26 protein-coding genes are annotated in these 25,768 nt (G+C 43.5%); 10 read left to right on the top strand and 16 right to left on the bottom strand.

All coding sequences use genetic code 11. The features are described from left to right. Positions 1-12 precede the first annotated feature (12 nt). The 4 genes from NSU13_RS01485 to NSU13_RS01470 all read right to left on the bottom strand — a co-directional run bounded on the left by NSU13_RS01485 (position 13) and on the right by NSU13_RS01470 (position 4,606). Positions 13-873 (bottom strand): alpha/beta hydrolase, encoded by an 861-nt coding sequence (locus NSU13_RS01485; protein WP_041116522.1) that lies wholly within the window; start codon positions 871-873, stop codon positions 13-15. 309 nt (positions 874-1,182) lie between these two features. Further along, positions 1,183-1,548 carry a VOC family protein gene (locus NSU13_RS01480; protein ID WP_025092526.1) on the bottom strand — a complete coding sequence of 122 codons (366 nt, stop codon included), beginning with the start codon at positions 1,546-1,548 and terminating at the stop codon, positions 1,183-1,185. A 100-nt stretch (positions 1,549-1,648) separates the two neighbouring features. Continuing rightward, positions 1,649-3,031, bottom strand: a complete 1,383-nt coding sequence (locus NSU13_RS01475) for an amino acid permease (RefSeq protein ID WP_101677007.1) — start codon at positions 3,029-3,031, stop codon at positions 1,649-1,651. A gap of 66 nt (positions 3,032-3,097) precedes the next feature. Next, positions 3,098-4,606 carry an AMP-binding protein gene (locus NSU13_RS01470; RefSeq protein WP_342489777.1) on the bottom strand — a complete coding sequence of 503 codons (1,509 nt, stop codon included), beginning with the start codon at positions 4,604-4,606 and terminating at the stop codon, positions 3,098-3,100. A 261-nt stretch (positions 4,607-4,867) separates the two neighbouring features. Between NSU13_RS01470 and NSU13_RS01465 the strand changes: the two genes are divergently transcribed. Beyond that, positions 4,868-5,305, top strand: coding sequence for a MarR family transcriptional regulator (locus tag NSU13_RS01465; RefSeq protein WP_012008812.1), 438 nt, complete (start codon positions 4,868-4,870; stop codon positions 5,303-5,305). A gap of 22 nt (positions 5,306-5,327) precedes the next feature. Here the strand turns inward: NSU13_RS01465 and NSU13_RS01460 are convergent, their stop codons facing one another. The 4 genes from NSU13_RS01460 to NSU13_RS01445 all read right to left on the bottom strand — a co-directional run bounded on the left by NSU13_RS01460 (position 5,328) and on the right by NSU13_RS01445 (position 9,814). Continuing rightward, a complete protein-coding gene (locus tag NSU13_RS01460; protein WP_024424382.1) occupies positions 5,328-6,461 on the bottom strand; it encodes a zinc-dependent alcohol dehydrogenase in 1,134 nt (377 codons plus the stop codon). Between the two features lie 158 nt (positions 6,462-6,619). Next, positions 6,620-7,642, bottom strand: coding sequence for a quercetin 2,3-dioxygenase (locus tag NSU13_RS01455; protein WP_342489244.1), 1,023 nt, complete (start codon positions 7,640-7,642; stop codon positions 6,620-6,622). 80 nt (positions 7,643-7,722) lie between these two features. Continuing rightward, the gene (locus tag NSU13_RS01450; protein ID WP_340891399.1) at positions 7,723-8,295 is read right to left on the bottom strand and encodes a TetR/AcrR family transcriptional regulator; all 573 of its coding nucleotides are present in this window, start codon (positions 8,293-8,295) and stop codon (positions 7,723-7,725) included. Positions 8,296-8,332: 37 nt separating this feature from the next. Then, positions 8,333-9,814 (bottom strand): amidase, encoded by a 1,482-nt coding sequence (locus tag NSU13_RS01445; protein WP_034283336.1) that lies wholly within the window; start codon positions 9,812-9,814, stop codon positions 8,333-8,335. A gap of 187 nt (positions 9,815-10,001) precedes the next feature. Here NSU13_RS01445 and NSU13_RS01440 point away from each other — a divergent pair, with 187 nt between their 5' ends. Beyond that, positions 10,002-11,615, top strand: a complete 1,614-nt coding sequence (locus NSU13_RS01440; protein WP_052470339.1) for a S8 family peptidase — start codon at positions 10,002-10,004, stop codon at positions 11,613-11,615. A gap of 39 nt (positions 11,616-11,654) precedes the next feature. Here the strand turns inward: NSU13_RS01440 and NSU13_RS01435 are convergent, their stop codons facing one another. Beyond that, positions 11,655-12,194, bottom strand: coding sequence for a DUF402 domain-containing protein (locus NSU13_RS01435; protein WP_342489776.1), 540 nt, complete (start codon positions 12,192-12,194; stop codon positions 11,655-11,657). A 111-nt stretch (positions 12,195-12,305) separates the two neighbouring features. Here NSU13_RS01435 and NSU13_RS01430 point away from each other — a divergent pair, with 111 nt between their 5' ends. After that, positions 12,306-12,509, top strand: a complete 204-nt coding sequence (locus NSU13_RS01430; protein WP_125587555.1) for a hypothetical protein — start codon at positions 12,306-12,308, stop codon at positions 12,507-12,509. A 47-nt stretch (positions 12,510-12,556) separates the two neighbouring features. Here NSU13_RS01430 and NSU13_RS01425 read toward each other — a convergent pair whose 3' ends face one another. Continuing rightward, positions 12,557-13,105: a GNAT family N-acetyltransferase gene (locus NSU13_RS01425; RefSeq protein ID WP_342489775.1), complete on the bottom strand. Its 549-nt coding sequence runs from the start codon at positions 13,103-13,105 to the stop codon at positions 12,557-12,559. A gap of 213 nt (positions 13,106-13,318) precedes the next feature. Between NSU13_RS01425 and NSU13_RS01420 the strand changes: the two genes are divergently transcribed. Beyond that, positions 13,319-14,536 (top strand): multidrug effflux MFS transporter, encoded by a 1,218-nt coding sequence (locus NSU13_RS01420; protein ID WP_342489774.1) that lies wholly within the window; start codon positions 13,319-13,321, stop codon positions 14,534-14,536. Between the two features lie 17 nt (positions 14,537-14,553). Here NSU13_RS01420 and NSU13_RS01415 read toward each other — a convergent pair whose 3' ends face one another. The 4 genes from NSU13_RS01415 to NSU13_RS01400 form a co-directional block, all read right to left on the bottom strand. Beyond that, positions 14,554-14,724 carry a hypothetical protein gene (locus NSU13_RS01415; protein WP_167364606.1) on the bottom strand — a complete coding sequence of 57 codons (171 nt, stop codon included), beginning with the start codon at positions 14,722-14,724 and terminating at the stop codon, positions 14,554-14,556. Next, positions 14,721-15,308, bottom strand: a complete 588-nt coding sequence (locus NSU13_RS01410) for a DUF1700 domain-containing protein (RefSeq protein WP_070326637.1) — start codon at positions 15,306-15,308, stop codon at positions 14,721-14,723. The genes NSU13_RS01415 and NSU13_RS01410 overlap by 4 nt, the downstream gene beginning before the upstream one ends. Then, positions 15,301-15,618: a PadR family transcriptional regulator gene (locus tag NSU13_RS01405; RefSeq protein ID WP_024424392.1), complete on the bottom strand. Its 318-nt coding sequence runs from the start codon at positions 15,616-15,618 to the stop codon at positions 15,301-15,303. The genes NSU13_RS01410 and NSU13_RS01405 overlap by 8 nt, the downstream gene beginning before the upstream one ends. A gap of 99 nt (positions 15,619-15,717) precedes the next feature. Further along, positions 15,718-16,548, bottom strand: coding sequence for a YitT family protein (locus tag NSU13_RS01400; RefSeq protein ID WP_034283328.1), 831 nt, complete (start codon positions 16,546-16,548; stop codon positions 15,718-15,720). Between the two features lie 336 nt (positions 16,549-16,884). Here NSU13_RS01400 and mmuM point away from each other — a divergent pair, with 336 nt between their 5' ends. The 3 genes from mmuM to NSU13_RS01385 all read left to right on the top strand — a co-directional run bounded on the left by mmuM (position 16,885) and on the right by NSU13_RS01385 (position 20,006). Next, the gene (gene mmuM, locus NSU13_RS01395) at positions 16,885-17,823 is read left to right on the top strand and encodes a homocysteine S-methyltransferase (protein WP_041116822.1); all 939 of its coding nucleotides are present in this window, start codon (positions 16,885-16,887) and stop codon (positions 17,821-17,823) included. Positions 17,824-17,869: 46 nt separating this feature from the next. Next, the gene (mmuP, locus tag NSU13_RS01390; protein WP_342489773.1) at positions 17,870-19,273 is read left to right on the top strand and encodes an S-methylmethionine permease; all 1,404 of its coding nucleotides are present in this window, start codon (positions 17,870-17,872) and stop codon (positions 19,271-19,273) included. Between the two features lie 112 nt (positions 19,274-19,385). Further along, the gene (locus tag NSU13_RS01385) at positions 19,386-20,006 is read left to right on the top strand and encodes a hypothetical protein (protein WP_342489772.1); all 621 of its coding nucleotides are present in this window, start codon (positions 19,386-19,388) and stop codon (positions 20,004-20,006) included. Positions 20,007-20,313: 307 nt separating this feature from the next. On the opposite strand, the gene NSU13_RS01380 is transcribed toward NSU13_RS01385, so the two are convergent. Both NSU13_RS01380 and NSU13_RS01375 read right to left on the bottom strand, forming a co-directional pair. Next, positions 20,314-20,796: an Ig-like domain-containing protein gene (locus NSU13_RS01380; RefSeq protein WP_081123932.1), complete on the bottom strand. Its 483-nt coding sequence runs from the start codon at positions 20,794-20,796 to the stop codon at positions 20,314-20,316. Positions 20,797-20,904: 108 nt separating this feature from the next. Continuing rightward, complete coding sequence (locus tag NSU13_RS01375) at positions 20,905-23,571, bottom strand: S8 family serine peptidase (RefSeq protein WP_342489771.1); 2,667 nt, start codon at positions 23,569-23,571, stop codon at positions 20,905-20,907. Positions 23,572-23,813: 242 nt separating this feature from the next. Here NSU13_RS01375 and NSU13_RS01370 point away from each other — a divergent pair, with 242 nt between their 5' ends. Genes NSU13_RS01370 through NSU13_RS01360 form a run of 3 tightly spaced genes read left to right on the top strand, consistent with a single transcriptional unit; the run spans position 23,814 to position 25,753 of the window. Further along, complete coding sequence (locus tag NSU13_RS01370) at positions 23,814-24,272, top strand: PTS sugar transporter subunit IIA (protein WP_041116505.1); 459 nt, start codon at positions 23,814-23,816, stop codon at positions 24,270-24,272. Next, positions 24,269-24,598: a fructose PTS transporter subunit IIB gene (locus NSU13_RS01365; protein ID WP_041116503.1), complete on the top strand. Its 330-nt coding sequence runs from the start codon at positions 24,269-24,271 to the stop codon at positions 24,596-24,598. The genes NSU13_RS01370 and NSU13_RS01365 overlap by 4 nt, the downstream gene beginning before the upstream one ends. A gap of 36 nt (positions 24,599-24,634) precedes the next feature. Beyond that, on the top strand, positions 24,635-25,753 hold the full coding sequence (locus NSU13_RS01360; RefSeq protein WP_046313686.1) for a PTS fructose transporter subunit IIC: 1,119 nt from the start codon (positions 24,635-24,637) through the stop codon (positions 25,751-25,753). Positions 25,754-25,768 lie beyond the last annotated feature (15 nt).

Below are 25,768 nucleotides of genomic sequence, written 5' to 3'. Positions count from 1 at the left end.
GAGCTTTTTTCTTTATGTCAAAAATTCAAGTATGAGTTTGTTGACGACCTCTGGTTTCTCATGATTGATCCAATGAGAGGCATCATCGACAAAGATCAGCTGGCCATTTGGACAGATCTTGATCGTTTCCTTCGCCAGCTTTCTGCTTAAAAATTTGTCCTCCATCCCCCAGATCATGCGAACAGGGACGAGAATTCGTTTGGAAATCGGCTTTTCAAAGCCGCCTTTTTTGATGGCTCGATACCAATTCAGCATTGAGGTCAAGGCGCCTGGCTGCGTCCAAGCGAGCTTGTAGCTTGAGACATCTTCCTTCGTGAACAAATGCGGTCTTGCCGTCAGCCCAATGGCTTCATCCAGCTTTTGAAAGTGATTTTCTTGAAGTGCTGCCTCTGGAACATTCGGAAGCTGAAAAAAAGCGATATAGGAGCTTTTCTTCCACTGCGGCGGATAAAAAGGAAGAACCCTCATCATCACCCGCGGATGCGGCATATTGACAATGATTAATTTCTCGACATATTGAGAACGGGTTGAAGCCAAATGCCAAGCAACAGCTCCGCCCCAGTCATGTCCGCCGACAATCGCCTTTTGGTTCGGGCTCAGCGTCTTGATCAAACCCACAATATCATCTCTCAGTTTATCTAATACGTAGGATTCGACTCCTTCTGGCTTGTCACTTAGATGGTAGCCTCTTTGATCAGGAACAACAACACGATAGCCTGCCTCAGCCAAGGGGATGATTTGATTTTTCCAGCCGTACCAAAACTCAGGAAACCCGTGGAGCAGCACAAGCAGCGGGCCATTTTCCGGTCCAGCCATTGCTGTATGAAGTGTTACACCATTTGTTTGGATTGATTGAAACTCAATTTGTTCCATTCCTTTGCCACCCTTCTCCTTGTCCTTTTATTCTTCCAACATAGCATATTTTCCATTTTTCAGAAAATAAAAACACTCACAAAAAAACCTTCACACTCGTGAAGGTACAGATTGTTGACAAAGGGCTAAAATGATCTTGATTTTAGCCCTTTGTCTTCTTTTCAGCGTGATAGAAAACCTTTGCAGTCTAGGAAGGGCGAGTACCGGAGCGGAGTGAATTGGACATTCGTGAGCACCGGAGCGCAGACCTGACACCGAATGCGAGGGTTTGTCTACACGCTGAAACTTCACACTCGTGAAGGTCTTCGTCTATTTCATATAATTCAGCACCCAGATCAACCCATTTTTCCGGTCCTGTACTTGTCCGTGAAGTGCGCCAAAGAAGGTATCCTGTAATTCGACCAGTACATCTCCATCAGCTTCCAGCGCTTCATAGACAGCCTTTAGTTCTTCTTCATTGTCAAACTGCATGATCAACCTGAGATTCTCTGGCTTTGGCGTGCGTCCAAATGTATCTGAAAAATGAAGCAGTGATTCCCCAAGATGCAATTCAGCATGCAGGACACGGTCCTGATGTTCATTTAAGATCTGAATATCCCCACCAAAAATCCCTTGATAATATTGAAGAGATTCTTTCACATCTTCTACAACAATATAAGGACTAACACTTATCATATCCCTCATCCTCCTCTTGTTCCGTCCATCATCTCTTTTATAGCTTATCCCAAATCGTATGAAAAAAGGCACAAATCGTCAACGGATTTGCACCTTTTTCTCATGAAGATTTCGCTAATTCACTGTGTTTGTTTGAATACGCTGCATACATGACGACACCGATTAACAGCCAAACCCCAAAGTAAAGCCATGTCCGGCCTGGTAAGTTGAGCATAAGGAACAAGCAGCAGCCCATTGATATAATCGGCAAAACCGGCACAAAAGGAACCCTGAAGCCCCTCTCAAGCTGCTGATGTGTCTTTCTCAAAATAAGCACAGATAAACTGACCATGGCAAACGTTAATAACGCACCGATATTCGCTAAGTTGGACAGATCCTTCAAATCAATAAAGCCTGAAATAACAGCTGTCATTCCGCCAATCATCCATATGCTAGCAACAGGCGTATCACTTTTGTTTGTTTTTGAAAACACTTTAGGCAAAAGTCCGTCTCGGCCCATCGCATAGGCAATTCGAGTTGCCGCATAATTATTGGCGAAAATCACAGCCATCAATCCAATGACCGCACCAACCGAAATAATACCAGCCACACTATTTTGATGTACACTTTGCAGAACATATGACATAGCCTCTGTGACATTCAGCTGTGTATAGTGCACCATGCCTGTCATGACCAAACAAACGACAATGTAAATGATCGTACAAATAAGTAATGAACCTATGATCCCAATTGGCAGGTTCCGCTGCGGATTTTTCACCTCTTCTGCTGAAGCAGAAATTGCATCAAACCCTAAAAAGGCAAAAAACACAGCAGCAGCACCGGCAATGACGCCTTCTGCGCCAAACGGCATAAACGGCTGCCAATTGGCTGGCTGTACATAAAAGCCGCCTACTACAATGAAAAGAACAATAATACCGAGTTTCACAAACACCATGATATTATTAAATTTTTTACTTTCCTTCGTTCCTCTAGATAAGATCCACGCAATCAGTAAAGCAATGATAATCGCCGGCAGATTCATATATCCGCCTTGCTCCGGCCCCGCTAAAAATTGATGCGGAATCGAAATTCCAAATCCCTCGAGCAGGCTGTTGAAATAACTCGACCAGCCGCTGGCAACAGCTGAAGCAGTCAGCATATAGACAGACAATAAGGTCCAGCCCATCAAATGGCCTACAAGCTCGCCCATGGTCGTATATGAATAAATGTACGCACTGCCGAATACAGGAAGCGCTGAAGCCATTTCTGCATAACAAAGTGCTGCCAAACTGCACACAATGGCTGCAATCGCAAAGGAGAAAATGACAGCTGGTCCTGCATCCTTAGCCGCTGTAATTCCAGTTAACACCATAACCCCTGTACCAATCACTGCCCCTATACCAAGAAGCGTGAGATCGAGCCCGCCCAGCGTTTTCTTTACCTTTTGCTGTCTGCTCTGTTCCAACAAATCGTGAATGTGTTTCTTACGAAGAATATGTCGCAAACCCTTTCCCTCCAAAACGTTAGAAAAACAAAAAATCATTCAAATTTCATTATAGCAGAATAGGTACTAAGCATTCACAACCAATTCACGTAAATCTTTCTTCATGATTTTACCAAGCTTGTTTTTTGGCAGCTCACTGATGAAATGAATGGATGGCACTTTGTAATCTGCCAAACGTTCCTGACAATAGTTCACCACATCTTCTTCGCAGAAATCGGCGGATTCGTCTTTTACGATATATGCACTTGGCACTTCACCATACAATTCGTCCGGCACCCCGATGACAGCTGATTCAATCACACCTGGAATTTGTTCAATGACTTCTTCTACTTGATCAGGATAGATATTATCTCCACCGTATAAAATCACATCTTTGTATCTGCCTGTGATAAATAGAAACCCGTCTTTATCTAGATAGCCTGCATCTCCCATATGGAACCAGCCATCTTTGAACACCTTCGCAGTAGCATCAGGCTGATGATAATAGCCTAAGAAATAAAATGGGCTTCTCATGACGACTTCGCCAATCTCTCCAACTGGCAGTGTTTCCTCAGTCTCAGGATGAACGATTTTCACTTCTACATCTGGATCCACTTTACCAGCAGAGCCCATTTTATCCTCGCCCATCGCAGGGTGCCACGCACTGACAACCCATGCTTCCGTGCTTCCGTAGCCATGCATCATCTGAATGCCTGCTTCTTTGTAGTCGTTAATCAAACGGACCGGCACCTTCGTACCGCCAGAAATCGCAATTTCAAAGGATGAAAGGTCATACGAACCGCGTTTCATTTCTTCCAGCATGTACGTATAAGCTGATGGGAAAGCCATCATGAACGTTATTCTTTCTTTTTCGATCGTTTCTAAAATGCGCTTCGGTGTTGCATCATGTAAGAAAACTAGCGTATACCCCTCAATGGCAGCGGCGATCAGATGATTAATTGAACTCATATGATAGAGAGGGTGACTCGCCAAGTACCGTTTCCCTTTCAAGTCAAATCCTCGATTCCCGCGTCTTGTTAAAAATTGATAGATTCGTCCATGTCCGACCATACAGCCTTTTGGATTCCCCGTTGTCCCAGAGGTAAATAAGATCATCGCTAGATCCTCTTCTGTTACCTCTTCCGCAAGATCACTGCCATCATTTGAAGCCAATATGTCTTCAAACAGCTGCGTTGTTTTCGCATTTACACCAGATTCCACCATGAGACAGTTGTCTAAAGACACATTCACCGCAGCAATCATGTCACGGAATTCTCGGTCAAAAAATAAAGCCTTTGGCTCTGCTTTTTTCAAAATACCTTCCAGCTCAAAAGAAGTAAGCTGCCAGCTAAGCGGAACTGCGACTGCACCTGCTTTAATGGCTGCCAGCATAATCGTTGAAAAGTGATGATGGTTTTGACAAATAAAGCAAACGCGGTCACCTTTTCGAATCCCTTTTTGATGTAAGTAATGAGCAAGCTGGTCGATGCGTTTTGCATATTCTTCAAATGTATAAGACACCCCTCCGCCAGTTACCGCCTCAATTTGTGAAGAGCGTTCCATTCTGTCATTGAGTAATGCCTGTAAAGTATTCAATATCTTCATCTCCAAACGTTTGATTTCCAATAGCCAATTTCCAGCGAATTGGGTTGGCAGATTTTATCTCATTCACATTCTAAAATAAAAACAGCTGAAAGTAAAATCATTTCATTTTGGAATTGTTCTTTATATTAATTGATAATATAGGTAATTTTATAGCCGTCTTCCATTTTGGTTTAAATCATGTTGATTATTATGATAAGATAGACCTAGTAATTGATCGGAAATGCGAATGCAATAGGAAAAGAGGTATGGAGAATGCAACATTTCGAGCTAGAGGCAAGTTTGTTAGACCATGCACTGACAAAGTATTTAAAAGCGACGAAACAAATAGATGAAGAAAATATTCCGAAAAACGTCACGAATGTTAAAGGGTTTATTTTACGTATCATCTACCGCCATCAATCATGTACTGTGAAAAATATTCTGCAGGAAGTTTCATTATCTCCCTCTGCAACAACAACCGCTCTCAATCACTTAGAAGACGAAGGGCTGATCATCCGCTCTCGAAATAATAATGACCGCCGTACTGTGTGGATTGAACTCTCTGAATCGGGTGAACAAATTGCTAAACAAATGATCGACAATCGCCAGCTGCTTGTGAATCAATTGTTCAACCACCTTTCAGAGGAAGATAAAAAAACATTTTTTGAATTAATCGAAAAAATGATGGACGAGCACACATTAAAGGCTTAGGAATACTCCTAAGCCTTCTTTTTTATGGCTTTAAAACGACCTTTATACAATCATCCTGTTTGTCATTGAAGATGTGGTACGCATGAGCAGCTTCATCTAATGGCAATTTGTGAGTAATAATCGCTCTAGGATCAATTTCACCGCTTGTCACTTTTTGATAGAGCTTTGACATGTATCCTCTCGCCGGGGCTTGGCCCATTTTCAGGGTGACGTTTCTTGCGAAAAAAGCGCCTAATGGAAACATGTTGTACAGGCCGCCGTACACACCCGTCATCTGCACTGTTCCACATTTGCGAACGGCTTTTGTGGCAATTTGAATGGGTCCGATCGTTCCGCCTTGCAGCTTGAGTTTTTGCTCAATTTTTTCAAGCGGCGACTTCTTTCCGTCCATTCCCACACAATCAATCACAACATCGGCTCCGCCCTTGGTGAGCTCCTTTAACGTTTCTCCCATGTCGGGATCTTCTGTAAAATCAAAGACCTCCACGCCGCTCATTCGTTTTGCATGCCGCAGGCGGTAATCAATGTAATCGACGGCAATCACACGTTCTGCCCCTTTTTGCCAAGCAAATTGCTGCGCCATTAACCCAACAGGACCACAGCCTAGCACGATGACCGTATCGCCTTTTTTCACACCTGCGTGCTCTACGCTCCAATAGGCGGTTGGCAGGACATCTGATAAGAAGAGCAATTGTTCATCCTCCAGCTCACAATCCTCTGGAATCTTAAACGGGGTGTAGTTGCCAAAAGGTACACGTAAATACTCTGCCTGTCCTCCGGGATAGTTCCCATATTTCTCACTATAGCCAAAAAGCCCACCCGAATCGTAGTGCGGGTTTGAGTTGTCACATTGGCTTTCTAAGTGATGATCGCAATATTGGCATTTACCACATGCAACTGTAAATGGAATGACGACACGGTCTCCCTTTTTTACGGCTGTGACATCCGGGCCAACTTCCTCCACAATCCCCATTGGTTCATGCCCAATTACATAGCCGATTGGGAGCGGGAAATTCCCCTGATACAAATGTAAATCTGATCCACAAATTGCTGTTGATGTAATACGTATGATCACATCTTCCCGATCTTGAATCGACGGTGCATCTACTTTCTTCACTGCAATGCTATTTTTCCCTTGATAAGTAACAGCTCTCACATGCACTTCCTCCTTTAGCTCAAATCATCTTTACATAGCTTCACCTTGAATGAATGGTTCATTCATCAAATGAGCAATTTATGTGGAGGAGGTAAAAAACAAAAAAAGCCTGTCGATTGTTTCGACAGACTCATGATGTTGTGTAACGCGTTACACAGTTAATCTTTTTCGACAAAAAACAAATCATATTGAGTTGAAGTCTCCCGATCGAACATGAAGTTCCCTTCTTGAATAAAATAAGGACATATACTTGGGCTTGGAGATTCTTCAAACTGTTCATACACCTGCTCAATTTCTCCTGGAAGCAGCAAAACCAACATTTTATTTGAATGAGACACAAATTCATAAGAGTGAATCGTATCCGGCGGGATATAGGCAAAGTCACCCGGCATCAAGCAAATATCCTCTCCGTTCAAATGAAGGTTCATCTTCCCTTCAACACAATAGATTGCTTCTGTATGAACTTGATGATAATGCGGCGGGAAATATTTCCCCTTCGCTCCTTCAACCACAAAATGACTGAATCCGCCTCCTGTTGTTTCTACTGTTGCAATCAGCTCATGAATCTGGCCATCAATGATGTATTGCTTCCCTTCACCAGCCTCTAATACATAAGGCTGTACCTCGTGAGGAAGCTGACTATGAAATAAAACGGAGGGCCTCGTTGTATTAGACAGTTCTCTGATTCCATGCATCAGGATGATATCGCTTTCTTTTTCAGCCTGCTGAAAACTGGCTGCATCAAAAGCATGATGTGTCATAGACCATTCATTCTGAAAAAGCCTCTTTCCAATTTGCTGATAGACATCTGTCATTTTTCCGCCCAGCGTATATGAAATAAATCTTGTTTTATGACTATGCATTCTGTAGCCATGAATCGTTTTGGGCGGGATATGAATATAATCAAAGGCTGTGGCCATGTATTTTTTACCGTCCAGCATCACTTCAAGCTTTCCTTCCAGCACAAAAATAGTTTCAAATAAGTGCTCATGACAGTGCAGCGGGAAATAAGCTCCTTTCCCCCCTGTGATTAAGGCAAGCTCAAACAGCTGATTCGTTTGATTTGCTTCTGCCAGCATATGAACAAGCTGATTCTCCAGCCCATACAGCTTTCCGGAACCAGACACGGTATAAAAAGAGGTACCTTCGGATTGCTTCATCGATTGCGGTTGCTCCGACATCCCATCACTCCTCATGACAAATTGACTATCTATATTATATAGACCAATTGATATAATAGATAGACAATATGCGAGAGATTTTACTCTTCTCGCATAAATAAGTGTCTAAGGTAACTTTTTACGTGTTCTAAAGGGGTCGTTTGTTTGAGTGCAGTGGTCATCGATAAACCCCCGATGACCATTGAGTGAAGAAGAGAAGCCAGCTCTTCTGCTTTGTTTTCTTCATACCCGCTGTTCATTAGCTTTTCTTTTACAAGCTCCTGCCAGCAGATCATTTCTTGTTTGCATGCAGCATGAAGCTGCGCGTTTTCAGGCTTGGACTCTGCCGCCAGCAAGACAATTGGAATCCCTCTTTCACTTTCGTTCTCCATAAATCCTCGAATGATCTTTGTCATAAAACGATCGATGGCGATATATGGGTCATCCGAATAGGCAAAGCCTTCTTCAATTTGATTAATGACCTTTTGGCTAATGTGTTCAACAGATGCAATAGCCAGCTCTTCTTTTCCATTTGGAAAGTAATAATAAAGAGAGCCTTTAGGTGTGCCGCTCTCTCTGATAATTTGATTCAATCCTGTCGCATGGTATCCCTGTTTACGTAAAAGAAGTGCTGCCGTTTGAATGATTTTGTCCTTCGTACTCACGTGTGACACTCTTTTCCCTCCATAGACCAAAGTCGCTTATCATGCGTTATCGATTTAATTGACTAGTTCCTTTCCAAATCGAGGATGTCTCCATTTCCGCCGCAAGCCTGAGCAGCCAGTCCTCTTTTCCTTTAGGTGCTGTCACCTGTACCCCTAAAGGCATGCCCGCGCTAGTCAGATGAACAGGAACACTCATTGATGGCTGACCTGTTAAGTTGGCAAGCTGTGTAAATGGGGTGTAGGTCAAGCTCTTGAGGAACATGTCATAAATAAGATCCTGCTGTGCTTGCATTGAAAGGGATGACACACGTAAAAGTGCGGCTGTTTCCTGATCTGAATGCATAAGCTCACCTACCTTTGGAGCTGAATAGGCAGTAGCTGGTGTCACATAGAGATCGTAGGTTTGATGAAATGATGCCATTTGTGCAGCAGCCCGATCCCAGGCATCAAGACTTTCTGTATAAGCAGCAGCGGTCACATTCTTGCCAGCCTCCGCCAGCACCCATGCCACGATGTCCGTTTCCTCCGGCTTTACTGGACGCCCTAACGAACGAGCCAAGGAAGTGAATAACGCAGACATTTCTCCGCTGTTCATCACGTAATATTGCTGCATGAGATGAACCCCATCAATTTCTGGCTTGGCTTCTTCTACTTGATGACCCTGCTCACTCAACCATTTCACTGTCTGCTGAACCGCCCGCTTCGCCTCCTCACTGACCTTCGTGCCAACTGGAGATTCTACGCTGTAAGCAATTCGCATAGAAGATGTACGTTTCGCCAGATCCTCTTGGTAACTGCCATCGTATAACGGAGTTTGGAAAGCAGCTTCAGGTTGAATGACTTGAAGTAGATCAAGAAGGGCTGCACTGTCCCGTACTGTTTTTGTGAGTGTAAAGTCGATGGAAGCCCCTTGCCACTGCCTTCCTGCGCCTGGGCCTACCGGCGTTCTTCCCCGCGTGGGCTTAAGGCCGAACAAACCGGTAAAGGATGCTGGGATCCGGATGGAACCACCGCCATCACTTGCTCCGCCAGCAGGTACAATGCCGCTTGCAACAGCTGCTGCTGTCCCGCCGCTTGAGCCGCCCGGAGAATAGTCCGTATTCCAAGGATTTCTCGTTGGACCATGTAAAGCAGGCTCTGTCACATTTCTTAAACCGAATTCCGGTGTATTTGTATGTCCGATCATGAGAAAACCAGCCTGCTTCAACCGATCAACAAAGTGCGAATCCGAATTTGCTTTTACATCCTTTAACAGCAAAGCTCCTGCTGTCAGCGGTTCATTTTTAATCCCTTGCGATATATTTTTCAGCACAAACGGAACACCAGCAAATGGCTGATACTCATGTAACTCCTTGATGTCTTTTAAAACTTGTTCTTGTCTCGTCCGTATCACAGCGTTTAGTTCTGGATTGACCTCATTCAATCTATCAAATGCAGCCTGCATAAGCTCCTCGGGCTTTACCTGCTTATTCTGCACAAGTGCTGCCAAGCCAGCCGCATCATACGTCATATACTCTTTTACGTTCATCAGCATGTCCTTCTTTCTCTTATCATGATGTCTCTATTGTCTACTAGAATTCTATGAATTTCAATTTCAGGTTACTTGTAAAAATAACTTTCTCAACAAGACGACAATTCTACTATCCCATCCCTCTGCTTTCTCCGATATAATAGAGAAAAAAAGACCGAGGTCATCGGATGAGAGGAGCCACGCATTGAAAAGGAAATTACTTATCGTCATTGCGTTTCTTCTTGCGTTGACAACTGCTTTGCCCTTCCATTCGCAGGCAGCTGCACCGCCAAAAGAAACAGATGTCATCATCGTCTATAAAAATCAAAAAGGAAAACAAACAGCGATTGAGGAAAGTGAGAAAGTGAACGCACAGTACATACATCTTCCCGCTGTCGCTGTGACAGCAGATGAACAAGCGGTCACCTCACTCAAAAAAGACCCAAACATCGCTTACGTCTCAAAAAACGTAAAGGTTAAACTCGCGGCTTCTACTGTGAAGAAAACAGCCGCTGCTACTAATCAGGATGCATTGGTACAAAAATCTTACAATCTGCAAAAACTAAATATCAAGCAAGCAATAAAAGAAGGCGTCACTGGTAAAAATGTAAAAGTAGCCGTTTTAGATACTGGCATTTTCTCACACGAGGATTTAAAGGTATCCGGCGGTAAATCATTCGTGAACTACACATCCTCTTATAAAGATGATGAAGGACATGGCACACATGTCGCCGGCACGATTGGTGCGCTTAATAACGATTATGGAACAGTCGGCGTTGCTTCTGGTGTGAAGCTGTATGCTGTGAAAGTGTTAGATAAAAAGGGAGAAGGCGACCTGTATAGTCTGCTTCGAGGCATCGATTGGGCGATTACCAACAAGATGGACATTATTAATTTAAGTTTAGGCTTTGAAGACAATATCCCCATCTTGCGTTCAGCAGTAGATGAAGCCTATAAAAAAGGACTGCTCGTGGTTGCTGCAAGCGGAAATGATGGAAAAAAGAATCATATTAGCTACCCTGCCGCTTACAATAGTGTCATTGCCGTTTCTGCAACGACTGACAAAGACAAACTTGCATCTATCTCGAATACAGGGAAAGGGATTGAATTTTCTGCCCCTGGCGAGAACGTCATCAGCACTTATTTAAAAAATGAATATTGGTATGCAACGGGGACATCACAAGCTGCACCGCATGTCACAGGAATGCTGGCACTGTTAAAGCAGCTTCATCCGAAGAAAACAAATGCACAGCTTCGCACTTTATTGCGCAGCTATACAGTGGATCTTGGTGCAAAAGGGAAGGATCCGCAATTCGGCTATGGCCGCGTGCAATATGTGCCGCAATCCACCTTTTTAAAGGCTGCGGCAAGTGCTGTCAAAACAGCCGAAACATCTAAAAAGCAGGCAGATGTCAATCAAGCCAAAACAAGAATTGGCCGACTCACTGCAAGCAAGCAAAAAACAGCACTCACAGAACGGGTGAAGAAAGTCCAAGCAGCCATTGATATCCGCTCAGCACGTGCAAAGGTCAAAACAGCCGAAAAGAACAAAACACAGGGCGCTATTAAAAGTGCTCAAACGGCCATCAAAAAACTAAACAAAGGCAAAGAAAAAACAAGCCTGCAAAACCGGCTCGACAAAGTCAAAAAACAAGTCGCTTATCAAAAAAAAGTGACAGACGCTAAACAAAAGGTCAAAAAAGCGGAAGCCAAACGAACAAAGAAAACAAAAGCAGCGGCTCAAAGCGCTGTCAAACAGCTAAAAGCCTCCAAAACAAAAACCAATTTACAAAAACGATTAAACCGCATTAAGGTTTAATAGAAAAAACGATTCCTTTCAGCGAGGAATCGTTTTTTTCTATCTCAACATCGGCTCAAACAAGCTGTGATGATATTTCCCTTCGGCATCTGCCCTCACTTGATTGAGAATGCTTTCTAACGAAGCTGTCACGCTCTCTAATGCCCGCCGCACTGTACCGTGTTCAAAATCCGCTAAACTCTCCGGCAATTCATCTTCATCCAGCACAAAGACATCACCATTCGGAAGAACGAGAAGATCAATAATGAGGTCTTCAAACATGACCAGCTGGGCGTTGAACTGTGTATCTCCCACCATATTCAAATAAGATCCTAGTTCCTTCCCTTGATCATCTCTCCAGAAATATATGTTATATGGACGATCCTTCCAATAATAAGCGGTCGTATAGCTCCCTTTTGGAATGGTTAGAAAACCAGCACCTGCCCTCATCGTAAACGGGTCTTCAATCTTATGAAACAGCACAGCCTGCTGTCCCTGTGCATCTAACAGCTGACAGGTATGTTCCACAACTTTCTGATCGTATTTGATTTTTCTCTCGATGACTTCATCCCAACGATCCACATGCAGCGAAAACAACATGTCACAACTCCCTCTAAACATCTCTTTTCTTTCCAGTATACACCGATTTTTTCTGAAGAAATAAAGGATTGCCTCATTTACTTATGGAAGCCCTATGATGAGGTGAAAGAAATGAACGGAATCACGATTCTTGAAAACTTTACACAGCTTGGACAAATCATCCTCATGATTTGCGGCTATGTCCTTTATTGGCGGCTGGTGAAAACGAAGAAAGAACGAAAGCTGTCTCCTTATGAACGCATGTTAAAACTCTTTGTCATGTTCGGTTTCATCTCGTGGGTGGTATCCTATTGGGCGCTGGCACTGTGGGCGTAAATTGAAAAAAGGAAGAGCTTCCCGTGCAGGACTTGCTCTTCCTTTTATTACGCGTGATTTGATGAACCTGCCGGCTGTTCTTTCTTGATCACATATTGATAGCTCTTGACATGTGTCCCATTTTGGTTCACAAATTCTTTATCAAGCGCACGCTCAAAGCCCATTCTTTCATATAGGCGAATGGCAGCCTGCATTTTATCAGATGTATGAAGATACAGGACATTTTCGCCCCATGATTGCGTCAGTTCAATACTTTTACGCAACAATGATTCTGCAATGCCTTTTCCCCTCACATCGGGATCTACTCCTAAAAACCGGACGATGGCTGATGTAATGCCCATTTCGGGTTTGTCATACGCTTGCTCTGATGACCGGAACATTTGAAGCGTCCCCACGACCTTGCCGTCATGTTCCGCCACAAGCATCAGCTCCATGTTCGGATTATCTACAGCTGCTGCAAGCGCGGCAGAATAATTTTGCCAGCCTTCCTCTGTAAATTGCGGCTCATACTGTGCATAGGATTTGATCAGCACGCGTGTGATGGCCTCATGATCTTCTTTGACTGCTTGACGAATAATCAGCTCTTGCTGCTTCATGTCAGCACCTCCTGCTCTCTATTAGTGGGTATACGTATCATGCAATCTCTGCATGCAATCACCTTACTCTTTTCTCTACTCATTCAATGTAAAGAGTCTCATTCGAAAGATCAATTATTTTGCACGGAATCATCTCTGAAAATTTTTCATTGAAAAGGAACGCTTGATTCATTATGCTGTGTTGAGGAAGTATACGAGGAGTGTTGTCATCATATGAGTTCTTTATCCTATCCCCAAGAATCGAAAAAAAATCGATTTCTCCTTGCCGCATTGCTCGGATCTTTAACAGCCCTTGCTCCGCTGGCAATGGATATGTATTTACCTGCTTTACCTAATATCGCCCGTGACTTTGAAGCAAGCACGGCGCTGTCTCAGTTAAGTCTCATGGCTTGTTTGATTGGACTTGCTCTTGGACAGCTGATTGCAGGTCCAATCAGTGATACAGTCGGCAGAAGAAAGCCGCTCATGATTGGATTGATCATTTTTATTGCAGCATCCCTTCTTTGTACAGTGGTCACATCGATTTGGACGTTCATTCTTCTTAGATTGATTCAAGGACTTGCTGGTTCAGCTGGCATTGTCATTGCACGAGCCATTGTCCGAGATCATTATGAAGGATCAGAAATGACGAAATTCTTTGCACTGCTGATGTTAGTCAACGGGGTTGCTCCGGCAGCGGCACCTATCGTGGGCGGACAAATGTTACGGTTCACGACGTGGCAGGGTGTGTTTGTTCTTCTAGGAATCCTCGGAGCGCTAATGCTCCTAAGATCAATGTTTTCATTGAAAGAAAGCTTACCTGCGGAACGCAGACAGACTGGGGGCTTCAAACAGATCCTAGGTGCGATGAAAATTCTAGCGAGCGATCGTCTCTTTGTTGGATATGCCCTATCACAAGGTCTAGTCTTCGCAGCGATGTTTGCCTATATTTCTGGTTCACCGTTTGTGCTTCAAGATATTTTCAACCTTTCTCCACAAGGATTTAGTGCGGCCTTTGCGGTAAATAGTCTTGGGATCATCACGGCTGGACAAGTATTTGCCCGAGTTGCTGCGAAAATTGGTGAAGAGAAAGTCCTTCGCATTGGATTGCTGACAGCTGCATTAGGGGGAGTCACTTTATTTTTCATGATCTTAATTGATGCAGGATTGTACGGTATTCTGATTCCACTGTTTTTTGTTGTCTCAAGCGTTGGAATTGTCGGCACCTCTGCCCCGTCTCTTGCGATGCAGCATCACGGAGCGCATGCAGGAAGTGCAGCTGCACTGATCGGTGTGGCGCAAATGCTGCTAGGCGCCTGCATGACACCTCTTGTCGGACTAGCCGGAAGCCAAACAGCCTTTCCAATGGGTCTGATCATTATGCTTTGTGATCTAGGCGCACTTTGCTGTTATTTCTTCTTTGTGACCCGAGCGAAAAAAAGACCCGCATAAGCGGGTTTTTTCATTTATTACGGCTTGCTCCAATTGATGGTGCGGAACACGTTACTCTGGTCATTGTTGTGATATGCATCTAAATCAAAGCCTGATAGTCCAAAACCAATTGTCATGACAATTCCTCCGGCAACGGTGAAGATGATCCCCCATTTGATGCATTGCTTTTTTAAATCATTCACGTTCATACTCTCACGACCTTCTTTTTAAACATTCCCATGAATGCCTTAGTGGTTTGAATAGTCATTTGCACAAATAGCTTTGTCAAATACGCCGTGGCTATGCCGCTTAATAATCCGACACCTAATAGAAGAATACCAACGCCAACCTGCGTCACCACCACATGCAAACCGTCCTGAAAAATAAATGGAGAACCAATGATGCTCCAAAAACCGCCGAGCAGACCAGTAAGCGTCAATGCACCTGTCACGAGTGGAATGCACCAAATCACCATATACACAGAAAGAATCAGCAGGAAGACTGTTGCTAGAATACTGCCCCATAACGGAAAGCCTAAAATGAGAATGGAGAGTCTCGTCGCTTTTTCTCCAAACGTCGGCACCTGAACGGTTTTTATACCTTGTTCCTTCATAATCCCTTCAGCGATCATAGCAGGCTGCCCGACTTGCTGAACCGCTTCCTGTTCACTGTAGCCATCTTCCTGATAATCCTCAATCATTTCATCGTAGTATTCGATAAACCGATCACTGTCTTTTTCGCCTAGAAGATGCAGATGCTTCTTTAGGCTGCTCAAAAATTCTTTTTTATTCATTGCCCTGTCCTCCAGAAATAAAGTCGTAAATCGCCATCACCTGATCCCATTCCTCTAAAAACTGCGCCATATGCTCCCGCCCGCTTTCTGTCATGCGGTAGTATTTTCTTAATCGACTGTTATGTTCCTGAGAATAGGTCTCCACATAATTGTTTTGCTCTAAACGCTTTAAAATCGGATATAATGTCGATTCTGAAATCTCAATACAATGGGACATATCTTTAATGATTTGATAACCATAGGAATCGCCTTTCTTTAATACCGCCAGTACACAAAATTCCAGTAATCCTTTTTTTAATTGTGCATTCATGTTTACAACTCCTAACTATTCATACTATACATTACATAGTATTGTGTGACAAGAGGTATAGAGAATAAAAAAAAGACCCTTTTTCGGGTCTTTTCATTTTTATATATTCACAAATCCTTCTCCGAACACATCGCGTACGTCATGGACAACAACGAATGCGTCTCGATCTATTTTCTTAATAATTTTCTTAAGGCGCATGAGCTCCTGCTTTTGAATGACCGCGTAAAGAATTTCCTTCGATTCCTTTGAATAATGACCGCGTCCGTTTAAAATCGTTACGCCTCGATCTAAGGTGTGATTGATTTCTTCCGCAATATCATCTTTGCATGAAGAAATAATCGTCACTGCCTTTTTCGTGTTAAGTCCTTCTATCACGAAGTCCATCACCTTTGTCGCCACGTACAGCATCACAATGGTAAACATTAATTTTTCCGCACCAATAATAAAATAGGAAGCAAATACAACGATCAGATCAAAAAACAAGATGGCATAACTCACGTTCCAGTCTAAATACTTGTTCGCAATTCTTCCGAGAATGGCAGAACCCGCCGTTGTTCCACCTGCTCTGAGCACAAGACCAATCCCAATTCCGATGATAATTCCTGCAAAAATCGCTCCAATGATCAATTCATGAACATTCACGACCCATGTTGTGGTCAGGTGCAAAAATAGAGAGTTACTTGCGACGGCAACCACAGTATAAATCGTGGTCTTCTTGTCTAAATACTTATAGCCGACAAGCAGTAAGATGGCATTAAACACAAGGTTCGTCAGCCACGGTGCTATTTCAAACAAATAATAAAAAATAATGGACAGCCCCGTGACGCCGCCTTCACCAAATTCAAGCGGAATGACAAACATGTTCACTGCTGCGGCAAATAAAAAAGAACCAACTAGAATCATCGCTATATCTTTTACACATTTTTTCAATTTCTTCTTTCCTCCTTTTTTAAGCATATAAAAAACCCTCTTTCTGCACGAAAGAAGACAGTCGTTGGACAACATAAAAATCAAAAGACGGCGCCTTTTGATGAAGCTTTCTGAAATCAATCTTTCCATAATATATATCTCTTTTTAGAGGCTGTCAATGACTTGGTTTTCTATTATTTTGACTGCATTTTTATGCATCAAAACCCGCATGTTTTCAGGGTTTTTCCGCCCTATGATGCTTTTTCCTCTCCTTGACAAAAACACTTTAGTCATTTAAACTACTGCCTCATATCATATCCATCATTTCCGATCTAAAAAGGAGGCTGTTTGATTCCGATGAATCCTATTCAAAGCCGTTTACAGGCTCACGCACCTTTGATTTTAGACGGTGCATTAGCAACAGAGCTTGAACGAAAGGGCTGTAACTTAAACGATCGTTTATGGTCTGCCAAAATACTTATTGAACAGCCACAATTGATTCAGCAAGTACACTTGGACTACTTCCTAGCAGGTGCTGACTGCGCAACAACCGCCAGCTACCAAACAACGATTGAAGGCTTTGCTGAAAAAGGCTATACAAAAGAAGAAGCGATTGAACTCATGAAACGCTCTGTCACTCTTGCGAAAGAGGCACGCGACCTTTTTTGGCAGGATGAAGCGCGTCGTGAAGGACGGACAAAACCATTTGTCGCTGGATCTGTGGGGCCATTCGGCGCTTATTTATCTGATGGTTCAGAATATAAAGGAAATTATGGACTCTCAGAGCAGGCTCTTATTGATTTTCACAGACCAAGAATTCAGGCATTAGTAGAAGCGGGTGCAGATATTCTTGCATGCGAAACGATTCCTTGTCTGATTGAAGCAACAGCCATCGCAAAGCTGCTGCAGGATGAATTCAGCGGGGTATCTGCTTGGATCACATTCAGCGCAAAGGATGGCCTGCACATTAGTGAAGGTGATTCCATTCGAGAATGTGTACAGGCGCTTGAGCCTTATGAACAAATCGCTGCCGTCGGCGTGAACTGTACGCCGCCGCAATTTATTACTTCTCTTATTCAAGAAATGAAAAAGGGAACGAGCAAACCGATTGTGGTATATCCAAACTCAGGTGAAATATATGATCCTGAAGAAAAAGTATGGAACGGAGATACGTCTCATCTTACTTTTGGGGAATGTGCGCATCAATGGTACAAAGACGGCGCGCATATCATCGGCGGCTGCTGCCGGACGACCCCAGAAGATATCAATGACATCTTAAAACGAACCACATCGTAGCATCATGAATCATCACACATACTTCTAAGCAAAAGGGCGGGAAGACATGGAACAAGCAAAAGATCAGTCACAACAATATCAACGAAAAATGACGAGCCGGCACCTGTTCATGCTTTCTCTAGGCGGCGTCATTGGAACAGGGCTCTTTTTAAGCTCTGGGTATACCATCAATCAGGCCGGACCTGCGGGGACCATTCTTGCCTATCTTGTCGGGGCTTTAATTGTCTACCTCGTGATGCTTTGTTTAGGTGAGCTGTCTGTCGCAATGCCGGTCACAGGGGCTTTTCATACGTATGCAACAAAATACATTGGACCTGGTACAGGCTATACGGTTGCTTGGCTATACTGGCTGACATGGACAGTGGCACTCGGTTCGGAATTTACAGCCGCAGGACTATTAATGCAGCGCTGGTTTCCAGACACTTCAGTTTGGATGTGGAGTGGTGTTTTTGCTCTTCTCATCTTTTTACTGAATGCATTTACAGTCAAGTTTTTTGCAGAATCAGAGTTTTGGTTTTCCAGTATTAAAGTGATGGCTATTATTCTCTTTATTATTCTTGGCGGAGCTGCCATGTTTGGTTTGATCCCATTAAAGGGCGGTGAGGCCGCTCCGTTCTTTTCTAATTTCACTGGCGAAGGCGGACTTTTCCCAAACGGCTTTTTACCAATTTTAATGACGATGCTTGCGGTCAACTTTGCTTTTTCAGGTACGGAGTTGATTGGGATTGCTGCGGGTGAAAGCGTCAATCCTGACGAGACCATTCCAAGAGCAATTCGCACAACCGTCCTGCGTCTCGTCCTGTTTTTCGTTGGAACGATTGTTGTGTTGGCTGGCTTGATTCCAGTAGAAGAAGCCGGGGTGATCAAAAGCCCATTTGTCGTGGTATTTGATCGTATCGGGATTCCTTATGCCGCAGATTTCATGAATTTTGTCATCCTGACCGCGATCTTATCTGCCGCAAACTCAGGATTATACGCATCATCTCGTATGCTTTGGTCGCTTTCTGAGGAACGGACACTTCCTAAAAAACTGGCGAAGCTGACGTCAAAAGGCATTCCTTTGAATGCACTCATTTTAAGTATGATCGGTGGTATTCTTTCTTTGCTATCGAGCGTGATCGCACCAGAAACGGTATACCTTGTCCTTGTGTCAATCTCTGGACTGGCCGTTGTGGTCGTATGGATGGGGATTGCTGCCTCACAGTTTATGTTTCGGAAAAGATTTTTACAGGAAGGCGGACAGCTTCATGATTTATCCTTTCGAACACCGCTCTATCCAGTAGTTCCGATTGCAGCCTTCCTCCTATGTCTTGCATCTGTTATCGGCATTGCCTTTGATCCAAATCAGCGGATTGCCCTCATCTGCAGCATTCCTTTCATTGCGCTCTGCTATGCTGCCTATTACGTGACAGCTTGGATTCAGAAAAAACGCGAAAACCCTGGTGTATAAACATCAGGGTTTTTTCATCTGACAAAAAAGGATATCGCTAGTAAAAGAAGCACACTTTGGTATATGATAGGAATCTATGATTTCAGGATGAACCAAGGGAGTTGTCGTGAATATGGAAATGACCATTACAAGAGCATTAAGTGAACTGAAAATGTTAGATAAAAGAATCAACCGAACCGTTGATGAAGCCGTACTCGGTGGATTGATGATCGGCAAACATATACAGCACGGATTTCAGAATCAAGAAGAGATTGAAAAAAAGGCAAAGGCTGATGATCAATCGATTCGAGCTTTAATCAAACGCCGGAATGCCATCAAATCAGCCATAGTTGTATCAAATGCAACCACAATGATTGATGTGGCGGGTGTCCGTATGACGGTGGCAGAGGCGATTGAACGAAAGACGTCGATAGACTACGATATTCGTTATTTACGGAAAATGAAACAGGTGTACAAAGAGCTGGTCGACAAAGCTGAACAAACGAATGAAGATGTGAAAATGAGACTTGATCAGCATCTAGAGACCTTGTTTGGGAAAGATGGAAAGACACAAGCAGCCACCAACCAAGAGATCGTGAAGTCTTTTCTAGCTGAAAATGAGGCGGTGATCATCGATCCGCTTCGCCTTCGAGTGAAAATTGAACAGCTTTCGAAAGAAATTGAAGATTTCCAAATGGAAGTTGATTTTTCCTTCTCTGAAAGCAATACACTAACGAAAATACAGATTGATTAATTGATTTTGTTAGTGAGCCGAAAATCGATAGGACTAAACACCTCCGAGGGAAAGGTCATTCCCTCCTCATCTGATGATCATCTTAGGATGATCCTTGATAAAAGCTCAAAGCTGAACGTTCAAGGATCAAAGTTCAAGTGTGAAAGTTCTTATCTATCAAAGCTCAAGTTGAAAAGTTAAACGCTCGATCGAATCTGGGAATAACGGCTGATGAGTGTTTGTTTATCGACTCTTTCGGTTGCCGCCCAGCAGGTTTGCTAACAAAAAGAAAAGGATGTCACCTGATGACATCCTTTTTTCTATGAGATTAATAACGTGATGTATATGCCAAATGGTACACACTTGTGACATTTGAAGATAGTTTGATGTCGTTTGACGTAAACGTCACTGGAACGATATCGTAGTAATGTGTTGACCAGCCTGCATTATTGTATGATTGGTAGCCTGCACCTGCAGGAACTTGAAACGTTAGTGAAAACTGTCCATTCTCGTCTGTTGTGCCTGTCGCTGTTTGAGCATATGATTTGATGGCTGCTTCAAAATAAAGCTTGATCGGCTGATTAGGCATGAGGTTCCCGCTTGCATCTTTTAGTGTTCCTTTAAACGTAGCTGGATAATAAGAACCCACGCGATATTTACTGCCATAGCCGTAATTCACTATTCCACTATCGGCTGCTGTGACACTTGTTACTTGAACGGATGCTGGTACTGCCCCTGTTTCTTCAGCATGTGCAAAGCTTGGGAATACGAGAAGCAATGATAGAACGAAAGCAAACATGATTTTTTTCATCGATAAATCCTCCTTTTTTTTCCTACTATTTTACTATCGACATTAATTGGTATTTTTCCAGTTAAAAACAAAAAAACTTCCCTTTTTTTAGAAAGGGAAGTCCTTTTTTTATTTTTTCACAACCACTTTTACCGCTTTGCTTTCTCTTTTTCTCACATCTGATGCGGTCACATACAAAACTGTTTTGGCTTTTTGTGGCTTGATTTGGGCAGTAAATGCGCCCTTGCTATTGGTTTTGACTGTTTTGATGACTTTCTTTGATTTGTTTTTCACTTTAATGGTCAAGCCTGCACCCGCAGTCCCTTTGACCGCTTTACTTTTAATGGTTACTTTGCTCACTTTCGGCTTAGCTGGTGCTTTGCCTTTTTTCACGACGGTTTTGAGCGTCGTAGCGGCCTTTCCTTTTGACATTTTAATGTGAAGGACCTTGTTTTTGTTCTGATGCTTAATCTTCACACTAAAGGTTCCTTTTTTGCCTGCTGTGCCTTTTCCAAGCAGCGTTTTTCCTCTATACACAGAAATAGCAGCACCGGCTTTTGCTTTACCTGTCACCTTTTGATGCTGATCTTCCACTTTGTTCACTGATGCATTCAATTCGACAGCACTTAATGCAGCAAATGCATTCAGTCTGCCATGTCCTGTCATCCAATCAATTCCTGGGATTTTCGGATCGACAATTGGCTCCTCGTTTTCATCATAGAAAACGTCGTCTTTTCCATCGATTGATTTAAATGAGATGTCATCTGCTGTACTTTGCAAAAGATTTCTCACTTGATTTGGCTTTAAGGATGGATTTTTAGAAAGCAGTAACCCTGCTGCTGCTGCCACATATGGTGTCGCCATTGATGTCCCGCTAAGGTATGAGACATTCCCATCAGGCATGAGGCTCGGAATATCCGACCCTGGTGCTGACATGCTCAGTCCTTTGCCATAGCTTGAAAACTCAGCGGCAATATCCATACGGTTGCTTGCGCCAACCGCCATTGCGTATTTTGACGTCGCAGGGTAGCCCATTTCTGGTACGCCATCATTTCCACTTGCCACGACCACTAGTACATTTCTTTGTGCAGCATAATTCATTGCATATTCAATCACTCTGCTGTAATAGCCGCCAAGGCTCATGTTGATCACCTTTGCGCCTTTGTCCACTGCATGTTTGATACCAAGTGCAATATGCTCTGTATCGCCAAAGCCATAGGCATCCAGCACCTTCACCGGAATGATGCCCGTATGTTGGTTAAGGCCTGCCATTGAGTAATGATTATCGGATTTTGCGGCAATGATGCCTGCCACATGCGTACCGTGTCCATTGTCGTCAATCGCATCTTTGTTTCGTCCAATGAGATTCGCACCTAAGTCTGTACGAACAGTCCCGTTTAAATCTGTCAAACGGCTGTCTACACCTGTATCCACAACAGCAATTAATGTTTGCTTCATTTTGCTTGTGCCAATCAGTGTATTCATTTGTTCAAATTTGACGTCAGCGCCTTTTTTCCCGCTGTTTTGCGCACTGTTTTTCAGCGGCCACTGATAACCATACTGCGCGTCGCTGCTTAGCGCACGATAGGTTTGAACAGGCTCTGCAAATTCAACATTCGGCATGCTGGAGAGCTTTCTTGCCGTGCTTTTGATGACCGCTTTGCCTGCTTTTAGTGTCTTTCCAGCTGATTCTTGCCCTGCTGGCACATCATAGACATACATTCCTTTGAATAAAGGACTAACTGACTGTGAGGTCACACGGTTTTCTTGGATGCCGTAGCTTTTCATTTTCTTTTTCGCAGATTGAAGTGTTTGGCCATCCTTTAATTTAAAAATGATCTTATTCGTTTTAACCTTCTCTTCTTTTACAAGCTTTTGTTTCTCTAATACATAACCAACTGACTTTCCTTCAAGCTGATCGATACCCATTTTTTGACTGACGGCTTCTAATTCCTTTTTTAAATATGCCGGACTTGCTTCTTTGAGCATATCAAAAAGGGACCCGATTGCCTGTTGTTCTTTTTCTGTTACGATATGACCGCTAAATGCACCATTTTTCTCTACGTCACTTAGCAGTGTTTTTAATGTGAGCAGATGGTTGTATACCTTTTGCTGCTCTTTTTGATGTTTGATGAGCTTTGATTTGAGAAACGGCTTTGTCTTTTGGAACAGACGTGAAAGCTTTTGACCTTCTGCCGTTTCATTGAATCGTTTATCTTCAATTGTACGAATCGATTGAAGAATTTCACGCCCGTACTTTTTCTCAATAATGATGATTTCAGGCTCATCTTCTTCAGGAAAAACAGGTTCAGAAGGCGGAAGGTTAGCTCCTTTATATCCGATTGTATATGCCGCATCCTCTTCCTCATCACGGCTGTCTTCCTCCGACCCTAAGTAGAGCACTTTGACATAATAGGGACCTGACCATGCATGCGGGAAGTTGATCTCTGTCTCTCCGCTTGCTGTGTCCACGCGATATCTTGAATATGTGTCATCCTTCATCGCTCTGTCCTTACTTGGATAGACCGATACGGACAGCACTTGTTTACTTTTCACAGAAATTTGCATGTGGGTATGTTTTGCCACCTCTTGTGCAGATGGCGTGATTTGATACCACGACTCTTCCTTTTCGTTCTGTAATGTACCTGAGATAACTTCACCATTTTTTAACCCAATGGCTTCATTGACACTTGTTCCATGAGTGGCAGCTGCTGCCTCGTATCCAGGTAATGCTGCCATACATAGAATGATGGCCATGAGTACGATCACACAGGATTTGACCTGCTTTTTGAACATGAAAAGACCCCCTTATCTTTTATGATACCTTGGAAGAATATCACAGAAATACATTTAGTAGAATCTGTTTTTTACATAATTAAACTCGTTTTAAGCTAGGATTTGAGATATTCAGTCAGCAAGACGGATAGCTTCATAAACTTTTTGCCATTTCAAACGGAAAATGATGCTATTTAACCATGCTGAAAAGTACATTACAATCAACTTGTAAGCGCTTAACAAACAAGAGAGAAGGGATCAGCTTGTTCCAAAAAGATCATGTTTTCACACAAGTAAACGGACGATCAAAGAATGAGATTTTACAATACATTTCCGAGAAAGCTGAAGACCTTCAGATTACAAACGATCAGGCGGGGCTATTAGCAGATTTGTTGACACGCGAAGACGAAGTCTCAACAGGACTTCAGCAAGGCTTCGCCATTCCACATACAAAAAGCTCCGCTGTACAAACGGCTTCACTTCTTTTTTTAGAACTTGAACAACCCATTGAATGGGGAAGCTTCGACGATTTGCCCACAAGCTATTTATTTACACTGCTCGTTCCACTAGAAGAAGCTAATGTCACACATCTGAAATTACTGTCAGGTATTGCGACCAGTCTAATGGAACCTGCTTTTATCGAGAAGATTCAACCAGGTCAAACAGCTGATTACTATTACGACGTCATTGAACAACAATTGAAAGAGGGGATTACACAATGAAAATTGTCGGTGTCACTTCATGTCCAGCAGGGTTAGCTCATACTCCAATGGCAGCCAAAGCGTTAGAAAATGCAGGTAAACAGCTCGGACACGAGATCAAAATCGAACAGCAGGGGATTATGGGACAGGTGAACGGCATTACAGCAGAGGAAGCGCAGCAGGCAGACCTATGCATCATTGCCTCAAATCAGCATATCAACGATGCGGAACGCTTCTCAGGCATACCCACTGTACGTGTCGAGATCGGACGTGCCTTAAAAAATGCTGAGCAAATTATCACCAAAGCTGTAGAACTTGTTGAAAAGAAAAAGTCTGAATCTCAATAAACATGAGCAATGCCATATAGAAAGGAGCAAAGCAAAATGAAAGCAAAATTAAAAGTCATTGAAGGCCATCTTATGACCGGTATTTCTTATATTCTTCCTGTAATCATCGGCGCCTCACTTATCGTTGGTTTAGCAAAACTGGTCGGATTAGGGTTTGGCGTTTCAGATTTAAACCCCTATAAGGAAGCTGGCGGCATACTGCACGGCGCCTATTTAATGGAGCAGGTCGGCTGGACAGGTATTGGCTTAATGAACGTCCTGCTTGCTGGATTTATCGCCTATTCCATAGCGGATAAATCAGGCCTTGCAGCCGGTTTTATCGGCGGTGCCCTCGCCAGCTCAACTAATGCTGGATTTATTGGTGCCGTCATTGCAGGCTTCTTCGCAGGATATGTTGCTCTTTTTGTGAAAAGAAAAATTCAAATTCAAGGCTCTGCAGCCGGGCTCGTCCCTCTGCTCATCCTGCCGCTCATTACCGTTGGCTTAACCGGGCTTCTTATGTCAGTTCTGCTGGGCGGACCATTAGGTGCTTTGAACACGGCATTAATTGAATGGATCAAAGGCATGGTCGCTGATGGAACAAGCACACTCGCGCTCGCTCTCATTTTAGGGGCGATGATTGGATTCGATCTTGGCGGACCGGTGAATAAATCAGCCTGGATGGCTGGTAACGCCCTCTTCCTATCAGGTGTCTACCTCCCTGCCATTCTCGTCAATATTGCGATTGTCATTCCACCGCTTGGATACGGGCTTGCGACATTGATTCGAAAACGCAACTTCTCCCCAACCTTTAGAGAAGCCGGACGAGGCGGCCTTGTCATGGGGATTATCGGTATTACGGAAGGGGCGATCCCTTTTACCCTCGTCAATCCTTTGAAATTGATTCCGCTCAATGTTGTCGCATGTGCTGCTGGAAGCGGGGTCGCTGCATTATTAGGAGTTCATGACATCATGCCGCCAATTGGCGGGCTATACGGCTTCTTCTCAGTCGGAAACTGGTGGGCTTATTTAATCGGAGCCCTTACTGGCGCACTTGTCATCGGTATTGGCGCCAACCTGCTTGTGAATTTCTCTGAGAAAAAAGAGCCTAAAACGCCGGAACATGATCAGAAGCAGAAAGAAGAAGACGATTTTGACCTTGTGCTAGAAGGATAATTTGAACGAAGAAAG

Origin of the sequence: Bacillus sp. FSL M8-0049, assembly GCF_038593355.1 — a bacterium.
GTDB classification, from domain to species: domain Bacteria; phylum Bacillota; class Bacilli; order Bacillales; family Bacillaceae; genus Bacillus; species Bacillus safensis.
Note: the sequence above shows the minus strand (reverse complement) of the source record. Positions and strands in the feature narration are given on the sequence as shown.